Annotated in this window: 19 protein-coding genes and 1 pseudogene; 10 read left to right on the forward strand and 10 right to left on the reverse strand. The window is 69.5% G+C overall.

Annotated elements, in window-relative coordinates; translation table 11 throughout:
- The first annotated feature begins 152 nt into the window (after positions 1 to 152).
- Entirely contained in the window at positions 153 to 611 is a 459-nt protein-coding gene (locus tag F5X71_RS19220; protein WP_167463284.1) for a DUF4189 domain-containing protein, read from the forward strand.
- A gap of 362 nt (positions 612 to 973) precedes the next feature.
- Entirely contained in the window at positions 974 to 2,308 is a 1,335-nt protein-coding gene (locus F5X71_RS19225) for an NAD(P)/FAD-dependent oxidoreductase (RefSeq protein WP_167463285.1), read from the forward strand.
- Positions 2,309 to 2,479: 171 nt separating this feature from the next.
- Here the strand turns inward: F5X71_RS19225 and F5X71_RS19230 are convergent, their stop codons facing one another.
- From F5X71_RS19230 to F5X71_RS19245, 4 genes are all read right to left on the reverse strand, one after another.
- Positions 2,480 to 2,800 carry a WXG100 family type VII secretion target gene (locus F5X71_RS19230; protein ID WP_167463286.1) on the reverse strand — a complete coding sequence of 107 codons (321 nt, stop codon included), beginning with the start codon at positions 2,798 to 2,800 and terminating at the stop codon, positions 2,480 to 2,482.
- A 34-nt stretch (positions 2,801 to 2,834) separates the two neighbouring features.
- Positions 2,835 to 5,612 carry a hypothetical protein gene (locus F5X71_RS19235; protein ID WP_167463287.1) on the reverse strand — a complete coding sequence of 926 codons (2,778 nt, stop codon included), beginning with the start codon at positions 5,610 to 5,612 and terminating at the stop codon, positions 2,835 to 2,837.
- 236 nt (positions 5,613 to 5,848) lie between these two features.
- Positions 5,849 to 6,439, reverse strand: a complete 591-nt coding sequence (locus F5X71_RS19240; protein WP_167463288.1) for a GNAT family N-acetyltransferase — start codon at positions 6,437 to 6,439, stop codon at positions 5,849 to 5,851.
- Between the two features lie 63 nt (positions 6,440 to 6,502).
- Entirely contained in the window at positions 6,503 to 7,438 is a 936-nt protein-coding gene (locus tag F5X71_RS19245) for a helix-turn-helix domain-containing protein (protein WP_167463289.1), read from the reverse strand.
- A gap of 260 nt (positions 7,439 to 7,698) precedes the next feature.
- Between F5X71_RS19245 and F5X71_RS37005 the strand changes: the two genes are divergently transcribed.
- Together F5X71_RS37005 and F5X71_RS37475 are read left to right on the forward strand one after the other, a co-directional pair.
- Complete coding sequence (locus F5X71_RS37005; RefSeq protein ID WP_275106734.1) at positions 7,699 to 7,887, forward strand: FAD-dependent oxidoreductase; 189 nt, start codon at positions 7,699 to 7,701, stop codon at positions 7,885 to 7,887.
- A 10-nt stretch (positions 7,888 to 7,897) separates the two neighbouring features.
- Entirely contained in the window at positions 7,898 to 8,284 is a 387-nt protein-coding gene (locus F5X71_RS37475; RefSeq protein ID WP_275106805.1) for an FAD-dependent monooxygenase, read from the forward strand.
- Positions 8,285 to 8,338: 54 nt separating this feature from the next.
- Here the strand turns inward: F5X71_RS37475 and F5X71_RS19255 are convergent, their stop codons facing one another.
- The 4 genes and pseudogenes from F5X71_RS19255 to F5X71_RS36635 all read right to left on the reverse strand — a co-directional run.
- Positions 8,339 to 9,058: an energy-coupling factor ABC transporter ATP-binding protein gene (locus F5X71_RS19255; RefSeq protein WP_167463291.1), complete on the reverse strand. Its 720-nt coding sequence runs from the start codon at positions 9,056 to 9,058 to the stop codon at positions 8,339 to 8,341.
- Positions 9,055 to 9,816, reverse strand: a complete 762-nt coding sequence (gene cbiQ, locus F5X71_RS19260; RefSeq protein WP_167463292.1) for a cobalt ECF transporter T component CbiQ — start codon at positions 9,814 to 9,816, stop codon at positions 9,055 to 9,057. Before cbiQ ends, F5X71_RS19255 begins: the two co-directional genes overlap by 4 nt.
- Positions 9,817 to 10,221 (reverse strand): PDGLE domain-containing protein, encoded by a 405-nt coding sequence (locus F5X71_RS36630; RefSeq protein ID WP_203218358.1) that lies wholly within the window; start codon positions 10,219 to 10,221, stop codon positions 9,817 to 9,819.
- Positions 10,222 to 10,887: pseudogene (locus tag F5X71_RS36635) on the reverse strand (energy-coupling factor ABC transporter permease); the annotation flags it as partial. It lies immediately after the preceding gene.
- 125 nt (positions 10,888 to 11,012) lie between these two features.
- On the opposite strand from F5X71_RS36635, the gene F5X71_RS19270 reads away from it, so the two are divergent.
- Both F5X71_RS19270 and F5X71_RS19275 read left to right on the forward strand, forming a co-directional pair.
- Positions 11,013 to 11,375: an ArsR/SmtB family transcription factor gene (locus F5X71_RS19270; protein WP_167463294.1), complete on the forward strand. Its 363-nt coding sequence runs from the start codon at positions 11,013 to 11,015 to the stop codon at positions 11,373 to 11,375.
- Positions 11,376 to 11,468: 93 nt separating this feature from the next.
- On the forward strand, positions 11,469 to 11,660 hold the full coding sequence (locus tag F5X71_RS19275; protein WP_203218185.1) for a hypothetical protein: 192 nt from the start codon (positions 11,469 to 11,471) through the stop codon (positions 11,658 to 11,660).
- A gap of 74 nt (positions 11,661 to 11,734) precedes the next feature.
- On the opposite strand, the gene F5X71_RS19280 is transcribed toward F5X71_RS19275, so the two are convergent.
- Positions 11,735 to 12,376, reverse strand: coding sequence for a hypothetical protein (locus tag F5X71_RS19280; RefSeq protein ID WP_238815324.1), 642 nt, complete (start codon positions 12,374 to 12,376; stop codon positions 11,735 to 11,737).
- 111 nt (positions 12,377 to 12,487) lie between these two features.
- On the opposite strand from F5X71_RS19280, the gene F5X71_RS19285 reads away from it, so the two are divergent.
- The 4 genes from F5X71_RS19285 to F5X71_RS19300 all read left to right on the forward strand — a co-directional run bounded on the left by F5X71_RS19285 (position 12,488) and on the right by F5X71_RS19300 (position 15,661).
- A complete protein-coding gene (locus tag F5X71_RS19285; RefSeq protein ID WP_167463296.1) occupies positions 12,488 to 13,354 on the forward strand; it encodes a helix-turn-helix domain-containing protein in 867 nt (288 codons plus the stop codon).
- A 74-nt stretch (positions 13,355 to 13,428) separates the two neighbouring features.
- The gene (locus F5X71_RS19290; RefSeq protein ID WP_238815325.1) at positions 13,429 to 14,547 is read left to right on the forward strand and encodes a serine hydrolase domain-containing protein; all 1,119 of its coding nucleotides are present in this window, start codon (positions 13,429 to 13,431) and stop codon (positions 14,545 to 14,547) included.
- Between the two features lie 204 nt (positions 14,548 to 14,751).
- Positions 14,752 to 15,117 carry a VOC family protein gene (locus tag F5X71_RS19295; protein ID WP_167463298.1) on the forward strand — a complete coding sequence of 122 codons (366 nt, stop codon included), beginning with the start codon at positions 14,752 to 14,754 and terminating at the stop codon, positions 15,115 to 15,117.
- Positions 15,118 to 15,304: 187 nt separating this feature from the next.
- Complete coding sequence (locus F5X71_RS19300; protein ID WP_167463299.1) at positions 15,305 to 15,661, forward strand: hypothetical protein; 357 nt, start codon at positions 15,305 to 15,307, stop codon at positions 15,659 to 15,661.
- 28 nt (positions 15,662 to 15,689) lie between these two features.
- Here F5X71_RS19300 and F5X71_RS19305 read toward each other — a convergent pair whose 3' ends face one another.
- On the reverse strand, positions 15,690 to 15,941 hold the full coding sequence (locus F5X71_RS19305; protein WP_167463300.1) for a hypothetical protein: 252 nt from the start codon (positions 15,939 to 15,941) through the stop codon (positions 15,690 to 15,692).
- Positions 15,942 to 15,945: the final 4 nt, after the last annotated feature.

Below are 15,945 nucleotides of genomic sequence, written 5' to 3' on the forward strand. Positions count from 1 at the left end.
GGCGCGCTCGCCGGCGCGAGACCGATGACGCTCGCGCCGGTGCCGTACACCGCTCGGCACCATGATGGGCCTCGCACTGGGCAGTTCGATGCGCCTGCCTCCCTCCATCCAGGCCACCGTGTGCACCTCGAACGCGCGATGAGGCCGCGCCAATGACCGTATCGAGTAAATTCGCCGCCGCCGTCGTCGCCACCGTCACCGCACTGACACTCGTGGGCACCGGCGCCGGACCTGCCGCCGCGACCGAGGATCTGTACGGCGCCATCGCCATCACCGGCATGAAAGTTGGTGAGGCCACGGACTATCCGACCCGGTACGAGGCCGACCAGGCGGCGCTGGCCGCCTGCGGTGCCGGGGTGTGCCACATCGTGGCGCGCGTCCACAACGAATGCGGCGCCGTCGTCGAGCTGGACGGCCGCACGCCGTTCCAGACCTCGCCGAGCTACTTCTCCGCCACGGGGCGCACGGCCGCCGAGGCGGAGGCCAACGCGCTGCGGCTCGCGCCGAACACCGGCACCGGCACCGGCACCGGACTGATGGAGATCGTGCAGCCGCCGTTCGTCCTCGGCACCGTCTGCACGTCGAACGCGGGTTGGGTTCCTGCCGCATAAGTCCGGCCGAGTGCCGCCGCGGTTCCCGGTAGGGCGGAGATCGGGCCGGCTCTCCGCGCCGTGACGGGGTCACGAACCTGATCTCCGACCGATTCGGCTGTAGGAGCCGGCACCGGGGATCGCCTCGGTGCCGACGACAACGTGGCCAGGCGGCGAGCTGGGCGCCCCACCGGCACGCTCCCCCGCCACCCGCCGGGTGGTTCCGGCCGACCGGAGGGTTTATTCGGCTTTCCGGCCGATCTCCGAAACGGTTGTGCCGCAATACCGTTGCTGACGACCAGTTGGTTTCGTGCCGCCGGCAGGACGGCACCCGGCGCGACGAACGGGAACGGAAACGAGCTCGAATGAGCAGTGATGCATCAATGATCGAACGCACCGACAGCGCGGTGGTGATCGGCGCGAGTATCGCGGGACTCGCTGCCGCGCGGGCACTGTCGGAAAGCTTCGCGAAGGTCACCGTGGTAGAGCGGGACGCGCTCCCGACCGGCGCCGCGCACCGGCGGGCGGTGCCGCAGGGCAAGCATGTCCACTCCTTGCTCGCGGGCGGCGCGGCCACGCTCGAAACCCTGTTTCCCGGCTTCGGCGACGACATGGTGGCCGCCGGCGCCGTTTCGTTCCGGTCAAATGTCGATTGGTACCTCGACGGTCACCTGGTCAAACCGCCGCCGCAGCGCCGCCGTGGTGTGGTGTCGAGCCGTCCGCTGCTGGAATCGGTGCTGCGCGCACGGGTTACCGGGCTGCCGAACGTGACCGTCGTCAGCGAATGTGACGTGCTGAAGCCGATCGTGGCACCGGACCGGCGCAGGGTCACCGGCGTGCGCGTCCAGGGACGCGAATCAGGGTCGCGGCCCACCGATCTCGCGGCCGATCTGGTGGTGGACGCGAGCGGGCGCGCGTCCCGTTCCTCGATCTGGTTGACCGAGTATGGCTTCCGGCCGCCCCGCGAAACCAGGATGTCCGTCGACACCACCTACGTGACGCGGTCGTATCGACGCGAGCCACACCACCTGGACGGACGGCCGGGCACCATCATCAGTCCGTTTCCGGGGTCGCCGCGCGGCGGATTCTTGCTCGCCCAGGAGAACGACGAGTTCATCTTCACCCTCGGCGGCCTCTTCGGCGAACAACCACCCATGGACGACGACGCGCTCCTGCGCTTCGCCGAGTCGCTGCCCGTCGACGACTTCGCGAACTTCCTGCGCACCGCCACCCGCATCACCGAGCCGGTGAAGATGCGTTACCCGTCCAGCGTCCGCAGGCACTACGAAGAACTCGACGAGTTCCCGGCCGGATACCTCGTGGTCGGCGACGCGGTGTGCAGTTTCAACCCGGTCTACGGGCACGGGATGACAATCGCCGCCCTGTCGGCCGCGCTCCTGCGCGATCTACTGGAAACGGGCCTAGAAGACTTGGCGCAGCGGTTCTTTCAGGCGGTCACCGGGCCGATCGATACCGCATGGACGGTCGCGACCAGGTCGGACGCCCGCTTCGCCGAGTCGGGCATCCCGCCGACCCTGGAGGGCAGACTGCTCGACCGCTACATCTCCCGTATGGCGCATGCCGCCGAAACCGATGACGTGGTCGCCGCGGCCGTGCACGGCATGCTGCACCTGACCGCGTCTTTGGACACCATCCTCGCGCCCACGGTGCTCGGGCGGGTGCTGCGCCACATGAGCGAAGCCGTGCGAGTCTGTTGAAACCACGGTAAGTCCTCGTCCAGGAAGGTGGGTGCGTTTATCGGCGATCTGAGGTGTCCGCCGGTGCGGCGAAGGACGAGCCGATACCGAGGTTGTGCCGACGACGACAACGCGGCGGGCGGGCGTCCCGCGCAGTCGAGAAACGTGACGAAGTTCTGGACGGGGCACTAGCTAGTTGGCCGAGAACCCTCCTGTATTACCGGCTTCCATCGCGTCCAGATCATCGGCGGCCTTGCGCTGGCCGGTGCCGTAGTCGCCGATGGTCGTCGCCATCTGGTCGATGGCGGCCAGTAGGTTCACGCGGGCGGCGAGGTAACCCTTTTCCCCTTGCGCGAACTTGCTGCCGAAACTGTCGTTGCCCCAGGGGGTGCCGGAGCCGCCGACCGTCGCGCGAAGTGTCCCGAGTGTGCGTGTGATGCTGTCATGGATTCGATCGCAGTCCCCTGCGGCCCGGCGCAATTGCTGCGTGTCGACCTCGACCTTGTCGGCCACCGTCTCGCCTCTCTCGAAGTGCGTACAGATACGTTCAAAGCCTGAAAGGAACATCCACCGAAGGGGTTTCAGCGTCGTCCACCAGGTCGGCACCGTCCTCGAGCATCCACACGGACTCATCCGGCGCCCCTGGCGCGTGGAACCGCCCCGGCAACGGCTCCCACCGCGGCAACCGCTTCGGCCGCGTCTTGCTCTTCATGTCCTTACCCGCCCCAAGAAACGGCTCCTGCTGCCCCACCCCCTGATTCCCCTGCGACCCAACACCATTCACACCCCCGCCCGAATGCGCGGAACCACCCGGCGACTGCCCACCCGAACCGGTGGGCGGGTTGGCAACCGAAGACCCACCCCCGGGCGACCCACTTGGTACTTGGCCCGCAGACCCACCCGACGCCTGCCCGCCTGAACCGCTGGGCGGGCCGGTCAGCGACGACCCGCCGCCGGTCGATCCACTTGGCACCTGCCTCGCAGATCCACCCGGCGACTGCGCGCCCGAAGTGCTGAGCGGGTTGGTGGCGGGCGTTGCGGGCCCGGACGGTCCGTTCGGTGACTGGCCAGGCGAACCGTTCGGTGGCTGCGCGGGCGATCCGCCGTGTGTCGGGCCGCCTGGAATCGGGCTTCCCACAGGGGTTCCGGTGGCCGTGGTGGTGGCGCGGCCGGGACCGGACGGCGCGACGCCGTCGGCTGGCGAGCCGTAACCGCTGGGCGGCCGCCAGCCGCCGTCGATCGAGGACTGCCACGAGGTGGGCGGCACGAATCCGTCGCGTCCCGGGGATCCGGTGGTCTGGCCGTGCGCCGAGGACTGAGCACCGCCGCCCGAGACCGCCGCACCACCCGGCGACCCGTGCGCCGACGACTGCCCGCTCCCCAGCGACTCCCGCGCTGAAGGGAACGAATCCCGCGCGGTGTGGAACGACTGACCTTCGCTGTCGACCGTCCCCCGCGCGGTGTGGAAGGAGCGCCCGTCACTGTCGAGCGTGCCCCGCCCCACGGAACGTACAGAGCCGCCATCGCCACCAACCGCGCCACGACCGTTCGCCTCCCCACGCGCCGAACCCCCCTCCGCCGCCTGCGCCCCGGACGACCCGCCTTGCGCTCCCCGCACCCCCACCGGTGAATGCTGCCCGCCACCAACACTTTCCACGAGCGACCGGCCCGAACCCCCTACATGCGAACCCCCACCGCCAGACCCACCCACCCCATGCGAAGCCCCATGGCCCGAACCCGATGCGGCGAGCGAACCAGGAGGACCAACCACGGCAGGCGAGCCTCCACCACCAGAGGAACCCGCCGGCGTCGAACCAGCATGGCCAGCGGCAGGCGAGCCGCCATGGCCGGAACCAGTCGTCACGTGCGAACCGCCCTGACCAGACCCGCCAACCCCGTGGGGCCCACCGCCACCCGAGCCACCCGCCAGCGACGAACCACCGTGGCCAGCGACCGGCGTCGAAACGCTATGGCCGGAACCGACCGCCGCGGTTGAACCACCATGGCCAGGCCCGCCCACCATGTGCGAGCCACCGCTCCCGGAGGCGCCCGCGACGTGCGTGCCGGGGCTGCCCGACGCACTCGTCGCATGCGAACTGCTACTACTCGGCGGACCGCTGGGCCGCGAACTGCCCTGTGCGCCTTGGATTCCAGTGCCAGTGGGTCCGCCCGCAGGGGCACCGGTTCGGCCGCCTCCGGCTCCGGTCAACGGCTGCAACGGGATCGAGGACCTGCGGCTCGATCCGTCGTGTGCGGGTGAGCCGGAGGGGGTTGAGGTGCGGGGTGCTCCTGGCTTGTGCATCCAGAGCGGGTATCGGATGTCCGAGGTCGAGATCGGGGTCGATTTGGCGAAAGCGCCGCGGGCGCCGCCGACCATGGCGCCGCGGGCGATACCGCCTCCCCATCCGGTCGGCGAGGTGAACGACGACCAGTCCCCGGTCGCCGCGCCCACCGCGAGGTTGCCTGTCGCGGAGCTCACCACCGCGGAGGCGGCGCCGATGAACGCGCCGCGTCCGGTGCGGCCCCACACAGTGTCGAGCGATCGGGCGCCGAATCTGTCGATGCCCCGGCCCAGGTAGCGGGCGAACTCCCGCGACGGCAGCGTGCCCGCGACCGACGCGAACATCGATACCCCGAACTCCTTGCCGTCGAAGTGCCGCCGTTTTCCGTCCGCCATCTGCCCCAGCTGCACCGCGGCGTTCAATCCCCCTGAGGTGAGCGCGGTTTCGCCGAACTTGACGCCGTAGACGCCCCACCCCTTCGCGGTCGGCAGCACGAACCGACCACCCGCCAACGACTTCCAGAAGTATCGCTTCTCCGCCGAGGCGCCCAGCTTGCGCGCCAGATTGGTGATCGCCTTCTGCACCGTGTCCTCGGCAACCCGCAGAAACGAGCGGGTGGTGGAGATCGCGGCGGCTTCGACGGCGGGCGCGGTCGGCGGAAACAGCCACGCCCACAGGATTTCGATGGCCAGCCAGCACAGCGAGATGATGATGGTGAGTTTGGTCGCCTGCAGTTGGGTGCCCAGATCGAAGGTCGAGTCCGAGACCTGCTGCAGCAATTCGGCCAGCGACTCCACCGACTGGTCGCCGCTGCGAAGGCCGTCGAAGAGCTTGCCCATCGCCTCCGCCGCGCTACCTTGCGGGTAGGCGAGCATCGTGTCCCGCTTCGCGGTCTCGATGGCGGAAAGTTGGCCGCGCAGTTCCTCGCTCGCGCTCTGCCAGGCCGCGGCGAGCGCCCACATCCCGTCCTCGTCACCGTCCGGCCAGCTCGATCCGGCGATCCAGCCGAGCCAGCGCAGCTCCTCCGGGAGATACAAACTCATCGGACCCGCTCGCCCCGTCCACGCTATGCACCATCAAACCCACAGCGCCCCAGCCTCTTTGACCGGCCACCAGGGACGGCGAACAGTCGGCTGGAGCCACCGCAGTCCACGATGACGCACACCGCACCCCGACCACCAGACCCGGCCCCACCTCGTCTCCACGATTTCATCCTGCGGTCACCGCCTGGTGTCCAGGATGTTCCGGGCGGGCCGGGCGTAACCTCTGGCGCGCGTGCCTATTTCACAGGTGGCGCGGCACGCATCGCCCAGGTGCGCGGCCCGCCCCCTGGCAGCTCGAGCTCGCCGGTCACTTCGAAGCCGAGCTTGCGATAGAACGCCAGATTGGTTTCGAGCGAGGTTTCCAGGTAGGCCTCGACACCCGCTTCGGCGGCCGCGCGCAGACCCGGTTCGATGATAGCCCGGCCGAGCCCTCGGCCCTGCGCGTCGGGCCGGACACCGACGACGCCGAGAAACCAGGCCGGCCCGGTCGGCCGCAGCGGCGCCAGGGCGGCCTCTGCGGCGGCAGCCGCCTCTGCGCGGTCGCCCGCCGCTTCGGCCAGCTCCGGGCCGAGTTCGGCGAAGACCTCGGTGAGATCGGTGGTGGTCGGCGTGGTCCAGACGGCCACCGCTGCCACGTCGTCACTGACCCACACCCGGCCGTGCGGCAGTCCGATCCGGGAGAGGAAGAGATGTTGGACGCGCTCGACGCGCGCCGCGTGGTCGTCGGCGGCGACGGTGTGCCTGCTGAAGGGGTAGTCGGTGAACGCTTCGCGGAGGGTGACGGCGGCCGCGTCGATGTCGGCGGCGGTAGCGGGTCGAATACTCATAACGACCCCAGCCTAGCGAAAAGCCAAGGGCGGCTGCCGAACCGCGAGAGCCGCGCGCAGAACCTACAGTTTCGCGGCGGCGGCCACCATCAGCTCCCGCGACGCCTCGGGGGTCTCCGCCTGGACGGCCAGCCGGTCCATCACTTCGCGGTAGTGCCGGACTTCGTCCGGGCGATCCAGGTAGAGGGCGGTGGTCAACTGTTCCAGGTAGACGATGTCGGGCAGCTCACGCTCGACGAAGCGCAGCATCGTGAACGAGCTGCCCGCCGCCGCGTTCGCGCCGGTCCGGTAGGACAGCACCTGGATCGTCACGCTCGGCTTGGCCGACATCTCGATGAGGTGTTCGATCTGCTGGCGCTGCACCCGAGCGCCGCCGACCGGGCGGTGCAGTACCGCCTCGTCCAGTACGGCCCACAGCGTCGGCCCGCCGGGAACGTCGAGTATCTCCTGCCGCTTGGTGCGTAGTTCCACGCGGCGTGCCGCCTGCACGTCGATGGTCTGGCCCCGGCCGCCCTGCTCGGACCGCCGCACCGCTTCGCTGTTCTCGTGCCCCACCGCCACCACGGCGGCGGCGTAGTCCTCGGTTTGCAGCAGGCCCGGAACCAACTGGCCCTCAAAAGTTCTGATCGTGCGCGCCGCGCCTTCGAGTCCGATGTAGGTCTCGAACCATTGCGGCAGCAGGTCGTTGTATCGATGCCACCAACCCGGCTGGTTGGCTTTGCGCGCCAGATCGAGGAATTTCGCGCACTCGTCGGGATCGGTGACCCCGTACAGGTCAAGCAGATCCACGATGTCGCGTTCCTTGAAACCGGTCCGGCCGAGCTCGAGCCGACTGATCTTGGCGTACGAGCCGCGGATGCGGTCGGCGGCGACCTGGGGCGTGATGCCACGGGCTTCGCGCAATTTGCGCAGTTGGCCGCCGACCGCAATCCGCAAAGCGATCGGACCCCGTTCAGCGACACTGGACTCGACGCCGATCCGGATCGGTTCTGCGGCCATGAGTTTCTACTCCGATATTCGGGAATCACCGACGGCGCGCCCGTCCGTTACCGTCGCAAGCAACACCGCTGCCATGCCGATCATATCCCTCGGATACGACGGAACCATCCGCAGCGTCTATTTTTTACCACCCCGACTGCTACTTTCCGGCAGTTCCGTGCTGGAACCCGCCGCCGTCACTAGGGGCACAGCGCCGAGGCCGGGGAGTCCGCCGCAGAATTGCCCCTTTGCGCACCGACTGCGGATTTGGGAGTTATCGCGTGACCGACCTCGATGTGATCATCGTGGGCGCCGACCCGGCCGGCCTGACGCTGGCCGCCGAATTGAGCCTGGCGGGTGTCCGCCCCCTGGTGCTCGAGCAGTATCCGGCCCCGCGCGACGTGCCGAAGGCCAGCGGTATCGCCGGTCGGATCCGTCGAGGACGACACCACCGACTACGACGACGATGAGCCGCTGACCATCGCCGAGCTCGCCGACAGCGTGCGGCGCGTGCTCGGGGCCGAGCTGCCGATGTCGGACCCGAAGCGCCTGTCGCGCTTCACCTTCAAGGACCGGCAGGCCGAAACCTACCGCGCCGGAAGAATTCTGCTCGCCGGGGACGCGGCGCATCTGCTGCCCGCCACCGGCACCGCACTCAATGTCGACATGGTCGACGCGGTCCATCTGGGCTGGAAGCTGGCCGCCGAGGTGCAGGGCTGGGCGCCGGGCGGGCGCGCCGACGCCTTGCTGATCCGGCCGGACGGCCATATCGCCTGGGCCGCAGAGGTGGGCGAGCCCACCGGCACCGCGGCACCGGCCCTGCGCGACGCGCTGGCGCACTGGTTCGGCGCACCGCTCGACGCCTGATCGGCACGGCAGCCGAGCCGACGCCCTGCCGTCGCGGGCAGGGCCCACTCCGCCTCAAGTGAGGCGGTGGGCGGCAAGGAGTTCGGTGTCGGCGAGCATGGTGTCGATCGGCCCGTCGGCGACGATGCGGCCGCCGTCGAGCAGCACCGCACGATCGCAGACGCGCTGCGCGTAGGGCAGATCGTGGGTGACCATGAGCAACGTCGTCGGCAGGCCGAGCAGGATTTCGGCGAGTTCGCGGCGCGCGACCGGGTCGAGATTGGCCGCGGGCTCGTCGAGCACGAGAACCTCGGGGCGGCAGGCCAATACGGTGGCCAGAGCGGCGCGGCGGCGTTCGCCGAGCGAGAGTCGCGCGGGCGAGCGATCGGCCCGATCGGTCATCCCGACGGCGTCGAGCGCGCCGCGCACCCGCTCGGCCAACGCCGCACCGCGCACGCCGAAATTGGCGGGCCCGAATGCGATATCCTGCGCGACCGTCGGCATGAACAGTTGGTCGTCCGGGTCCTGGAAGACCACGCCCACCCGCTCCCTGATCGCGCGCACGGTGGTGCGGCCCACGCGGGTGCCGCCGATGTGGACCGCACCGGACGCGGCGCGGAGCACGCCGTTGAGGTGCAGCATCAGGGTCGACTTCCCGGCGCCGTTGGGCCCGAGCACCGCGACCCGCTCGCCGTGGGCGACTTCGAGATTCACCCCGTGCAAGGCGCCGGTGCCGTCCGGGTACGCGAAGCTCAGCTCATCCAGCCGCACCGCGGGTTCCGGTGCCCAGGTCACCGCACCGCCCAGGCGCCGAGGCAGATTGCGACGGCCACGCCCGCGGGCAGGCACCCGAGCACCCACTGCCGCGCCGTGGCCGCCCGCTCGCCGAGATCCGGTACGGCACCGGTGAACCCTCGCGACAGCATCGCCAGATGCACGCGCTCACCCCTCTCATAGGAACGCAGGAACAGACTGCCCGCACCGCGCGCGGTCGCGCCGACCTGACGCAGCGTTCGCGGGTCGTCGCCGCGGGAGATCCGAGCCAGCCGCATCCGTGCCGCCTCGTCGGCCAGCACGTCGACATAGCGCAGCATCAGCACCACGATGGTGACGATCAGACCCGGCACCCGCAGCCGGGTCAGCCCGCCGGGCAGCTCCCTGACCGCGGTGGTCGCCGCGAGGGTCAGCGAAACACCGACGCCCAGCGTGCCTTTCGCGATGATGCCCCATGCCGCGTACAGCCCCGGCGTGGACAGCGAGAGCCCGAGCACCGAGACCCGCGGCTGGCCCGCCGCGAACGGCAGCAGCACGGCGAGCACCACGAAGGGCAGTTCGATGAGCAGGCGCGGCGCGAGCCACCGGGCGGGGACGCCGATCCACCACCACAGCGCGAGCAGGCCGAGCGCATAGCAGCCGAACGGCCACAACAGCTCTCGTGGCGTCGCGACGACGGCGAACACGGCTACTACCGCGCAGACGATCTTCACCTCGACCGGCGCGCGATGGGCGGGCGAATCGCCGGGCAGAAACAGGCGGTTGCCGATACCGGACACCTACGGCGTTCCCGGTGTCGCCGGCTCATCGGGCGCCGCCCTGTGCCTGAGCGCCTTTCGCGCCCCGGCACGACCGACCAGCACCATCCGGAGCACGGCGACCAACGCGGCGAACGCGGCGGCGACGCCGAGCACCCCGGCCACTCCGGTCAATGTGTCGTCACCGTCGATCGTGTAGCCCGCCAGCGGTGCGTTCGCGAAGCGATGCGGTGTGGCGTTCTGCGCGATGCAATCCCCTTGGAGCTCTTCGGCACCCGCCGTTTCCACCACGGTGCAGCCGCGCTGGGTGGTCGCGTCGAGTCCGTCGGGCTGCGAACTGGCCACGTAGGACAGCAATCCCGCGATCAGCACCGCGACCGCCGCGAAAGCCCAGAGGAATCCGGTCGTCGAGAGCCGTGCGCGCACCCGCGGCGTCTCACTTCGCGTCCGGCGCAACAGGTAGACCAGATCGGGACGCGCGCCGACCACGGCGGCCACGGTGATCGCCGTGATGATCCCCTCGCCGACCCCGATCAGCGCGTGGGTGATCAGCATGTACCCCGCCACCGCGCCGACGGTCGAACCGGCCGCCCCGCCGAGCGCGTATTCCACCACGAATCCCATTGCGGCGCACACAGTCGCGACGAGCGCCGCGAGAAACGCGACGACGCCGATGCCCGACCGAACGCGCTCGGCCAGGACCGGCAGCGTCCAGCGCGCCACCAGATACCCGACCGCGACGCCGATGAGGGCCATATTCGTGATGTTGGCGCCCAGCGCGGTCAACCCGCCGTCGGCGAACAGCAGCGCCTGCACGACAAGCACGATCGCGACGCACAGCGCACCGACGTAGGGCCCCACCAGAATCGCGGCCAGCGCGCCGCCGAGCAGGTGGCCGCTCACGCCGGGCAGGATCGGGAAGTTGACCATCTGCACAGCGAAGATGAACGCGGCCACCAAGCCCGCCATCGGCGCGGCCCGCTCGTCGAGTTCGGCGCGCGCTCGCCAGGCCGCGACGCCGAGTCCGACGAGGGCGATGACCGCGAAGAGGCCACTGGTCGGGGCATCGACGATGCCGTCGCTCATATGCATAGCCAACGTACTGCTCACCTAGCGAGACGATACGCGCATACCTGTTCAGGTGAACAGATGTGTACCTGTCCACCGTCCGTTCGGTCCCCGGCCCTGGGCGAACAGGAAGGTGGCAGAGTAGAAGCGTGGCAATCAGTCCCCCGTTGGATCCCGAGCACGCCCGCCGCGCGGCGTCGGGCCTGGACATCATGGCGATCGAACACTGGGCGGGCCGGTTCGATCTGCTCTCCGACGCCAATCGCCTGCGTCTGCTCGTCTGCCTGCACTACGCGCCCGACATCAGCGTCAGCGATCTGGCCGCCGCCGTCGGAATGTCGGCCACCGCCGCGTCCCAGGCGCTGCGCATCCTGCGCCATCAGGGCTGGGTCGCCAGCAGTAAAGAAGGACGAATCGTGCGATACCGTCTAGCCGACGACACGATCCACCAACTCCTGCACTGGATCGGCGCCACGCACGCGAGCGAGGCGCTCGATCACGATGCGGGCTGAGCACCTGCTCCAGCACGCACTGCGGCGTCCCATACCTGCCGAAACCCCTGACGCACAAAGATTTCCGAACCAGAGCAGCCGAAACTCAGTGCTATGACGTGTGTCACGTCGCCGCGAGCATGTGCCGGGGTCAGCGCCAAGGAACCCGACGACGACATCGGCATCGTCGCGACGCTCAACTCGCTCCCTCGCGAGGTCCTCGCCGCCTCGTTCGGTATTCCGGTCTCGGCGTTCGCCGGCGTGCCCACCGAGCTCAAGCCCGTGGTGATCACCCGCCACAAGTAGCGGCACACCCGGGCGGCCGGCCAGACCACCGGCCGCCCGGGAAACCACGTGCGATCGAATTCGCGGGCGGGGACTCAGGCGTGCCCGCCGCCCAGCCCCGGCTTGTGCAGACGCGGCTGGGTTTCGTAAGTGGGCCGGTCCGTGGTGCGCACCGGTTCCGGCGCAACCACCGCACCCCGGGTATCCGTGCGCGCGGCCCTGGCGTCGACCTCGCGGCGGGCGAAGGCGATATCACGGGCGCTGCGCACCGACAGCCGACCGAGCGAGCTGGCGGCGAAGAACAGGATCAGCGCGCCGAGGCCGTAAAAGAAGGTCAACTGCAGCACTGTGCGTTTGAGATCGGAGGTGGCGACCGGGTCGCCGACCGCGCCGAGGCGCAGCAGGTCCGCCACGAACGGACCGATGACGAACCACACCCCCGCCGCAGCGGCGAGCCAGCCACCGAACCCGGCGACGAGTCGATTGCGGCTGGTGAGCATCAGGAACCCACCGACGATCGCGCACCCGCCGGGCAACACCTCGAGCCAGCCGCGCGCCGAGGTCCACACCCATGCCTCGTCCGGGGTGAACGCGAAATCGAAGTACGGCCCGAGGAACGGAATCAGCGCACCCCAGATCCCCAGCAGCAGCACCGCCAGCCCGCCGAGCGCACCGCGGCTGCGGGGAATCCTGAGCGCGGGGCCGCGGTCCCCGGAAACGTTGTCATCGACGTTCATCAGAGCCTCCATTCGTCGAAGTACCTGCCCCTACCGCCTACCCGCGACCCGTTGACATATGCATGACCTGCATGAACAGGCCCCAGAGCGGGCCGTGCGTAGCCTGAACGAGTGAGCGTTGCGCACCTCGATCGCGGGCCTGAACCGAAGTGGGACGTCGCGAGTTCGGCGGCCCCACGGGGGGCCGCACTCATCGGCTATCGCGATCTGGACGGCGCCGGGTTGGATCTGCGCGTCGCCGGGACGACGGCGATCACCGTGCTCGTCGGGTTCGGGACGCGGGAGGTGCACGTCGAGGACGCGACCGGGCAGCGCGCCCTCGGCGGCTTCGTCGCCGGGCTCGCGCTCGACCCGATGCGGCTCCGCAGCGCACGGGCCGAGTGCGTCGAGATTCGCCTGCCCCCGGCGCGGGCATACTCCCTGCTCGGCGCATCCCCCGCAGAATTGGGCCAGGGCGCGGTCGCACTCGACGACCTGTGGGGGCGGCGGGCCGAGGACCTCCGGGCACGCCTGGCGTCTGCCCGCGACTGGGACGAGCGCTTCACAGTGACGAAAGCGTTTCTGGCACAGCAGGATCGGGCGTCGCACCGCGTCGATCCGGAGGTACTGGCCTGCTGGCAGCGCATCCTCGCCGCGCATGGTCAGGTGCGGATCGGCGCGCTCGCCGCGTCGCTCGGCTGGAGCCATAAGCGGCTGTGCACGCGCTTCGAATCGCAGATCGGGTTGACACCCAAGCGCGCGGCCATGCTGGCCCGGTTCCGGTATGCCGTCGACGGGCTGCTCGCCGGTCGTGCCGCGGCCGACGTCGCGGTGGACTCCGGCTACAGCGATCAGGCCCACCTGTGCCGCGACGTGTCGATCTTCGCCGACGACACGCCAGGGAGGTTGAAGACGCGGTATCTGCCCGCCATCGCCCGGCACCGGTATCAGGCGTGGGGAAAATTCTTCCAATACCGCACGGCACCTCTCGATCGATAGTGATGTGCGTCCCGGGGGCGGTCGACCGACCGGCACTCGGGGCCGCACCCATCGATCCCGAGAGGACAGCCGTCGTGAACAACGCCCTCGAGTCCGCGAAACTGCAAGCGGCACTGGACAACATCCATGCCGCGGGACTGCCCGGCGTCTTCGCCGAGGTACGCGCGGACGAGCAGACCTGGTGCGGCGCGGCCGGAGTCGCCGATCTCGGCACCGGCCGTCCGGTCACCACCGATATGCGGCACCGGGTCGGCAGCATCACCAAGACCTGCACCGCCGCCGCGGTGCTGCGCCAGGTCGAGCGCGGCGAGATCGCGCTCGACACCCCGATCGGCCGCTACCTGCCGCACCTGGTGCCCGGTGCCCGAGGCACGGCGATCACGGTCCGGATGCTGCTCAATCACACCAGCGGTCTCGCCGAATACCTTCCGCACGCGTATCCATCACTGGCCGGCTTCCCCGCCGTCGGTGCGACGACACCGCAGAGCCTCGAAGACCACCGTTTGACCCGCTTCGACCCGGTCGAGTTGATCACCATGGGCGTCGCGGCGCCCGCGGTCGGCGCCCCCGGCGGCACGCCCGGGGTGTACTCGAACACGAATTACCTTCTCCTGTGCCAACTTCTGGAATCGGTGAGCGGGTTGTCCGCAGACAAGTGCATCACCAGCGACGTGCTCGAGCGCGCGGGACTGCCGGACACCGAGTTGCCCACCGGGCCGTACCTCACCGGACCGCACGCACTGCACTACGAGGCGTGGTTCGGCATGTTCGACCCGCCCCGCGACTTCAGTGTCTGCGACATGTCTTTTGTCGGGCCCGCGGCCTCGCTGATCTCGACCGTCGGCGACTTGAACCGTTTCTATCGGCTCCTGCTCGCCGGAGAAATCGTCGATCCGGCGTCGCTGGCGCAAATGCAACAGACCGTGCCAGTCATCTCGTTCGAGGGCAAGACGATTACCTATGGTCTCGGTCTGCACAAGATGGAGGTGCCCGGTCACGGCGTTTTCTGGGGCCACGACGGCTCCGCCTGGGGCAGTGGCGCGATGGCCATGATCAGCGCCGACGGCACACGGCAAATGGCATTCGCGGTGAACATGCAACGGTGGAATCGGCTCGACGCCGCGCGCACGCCGCAGCCGCACCCGATCGACTTCGCGCTGCAGGAGTTCATCCAGCTCGCGCTCTGTGACTGAAACGCCGACCGAGGACACACATGGCGCAGGTCACGCGGGATTTCCGGGGCGCGGCCGATACGATGAGCCATAGCGAGCTGATCGAACTCACGATATTCGGCATCACCCGGTCTTCGGCACCATCCGAGCCCGTCCGCGTTCCCATCCTTCTTGTGCTGATCCGGCGAAGGGAGTGCCATCTTGAATGTCCTCGGCGGCGCGATAATGATCAATGTTCCCGACCCGGACGCCTCGGCGAAATTCATGATCGAGCATCTGGATTTCACCGAGACGATCACCGACGACGGGCTCGCGGTGATTTTCTCGAACGCCGCGGATTTGCACCTGGCGTTTCTGCGCGTGGGCGCGCCCGACTTCCGGCCGGAATCGGTGGCGGGCGCTTTAGACAAAGGGATGATCATCGTGCTCGTCGTCACCGACGTCGACGCCGAGCACGCCCGGTTGCAGGAGGCCGGGGTCGAGATCGTCACCCCACTCGGCTTCTCGAAATGGGAGGGCAGCTCGGGCGAGCGGTACTTCCAGATGCGAGATCCCAACGGCCTCATCGTGCGGCTGACCGAGTGGGTGTGATCCGCCCCGGCCTGCGGGCCTGCCTGTGCCAAAACACCCGACCAGCCGATAGACGGGAGCCGAACCCCGTGCGCCGGACCGGACGCCGACCGTCCGTGCGGCGCCGACTGGGCGCACTCGAGCGCTCGTGCACCCCTACAGTTGAACTCTGCGCCGTGCCGACCGCCGACGAGCAGAGAGGGCTTGCATGGGGTTCGAGGGAGAACGGATGGGCCTGCTCGGGTTGTGGGCGGTGGCGGCTTGGGGCCTGATCACCGCGGTGCTGTCGGCTCCGCCGGCGGCGGCCCTGGTCGGCGCGGTCTACCGGTTTCCGATCCCGTTCGGCGATCACGCGCAGGGTGTCGGCGAGCTCGGTAACGCGGCCATGGCCTCGGTGTTCTACCTGGTCAAGGGCGAAGGGTTCGTGCTCGCCGCGCTCGGCGCCGGGGCGGGCTATCTCATCGCCCGAACCGTCGGCCCGGCGTTGTTGCGCGCACTGAGCCTGTCCATCCTTGCTGCCTTCGGCATCGCCGTACTGGCGGCGCTGGTGCTCGCCGCGCTGTAACCCGCACCAAGGACGCGCGAGCCCGCGCTCAGGACGCGCACACCCGGCTGCCCGAGCAACCACCCGCGGCGCTCAGCGAGCGGGTGGCCGCCTGGGTGCGGTCGAGGCGGTCGGCGAGCGAACTGCGCCGGTGCGCGGACGCGCGCAGATACGCGGTGACCCAGCGGCGCGGCGGTGAATTGCGCCCGGGCGCGTCATCGCCGACCGGGGCCGAGGGTAGCGCCGAATCTGCTTGCGCACGTACAGCTTTGACGGCCATGACGGCCGCGACAGGATTCATCTTC

This window comes from Nocardia brasiliensis (assembly GCF_011801125.1).
Classification (GTDB): Bacteria; Actinomycetota; Actinomycetes; order Mycobacteriales; family Mycobacteriaceae; genus Nocardia; species Nocardia brasiliensis_C.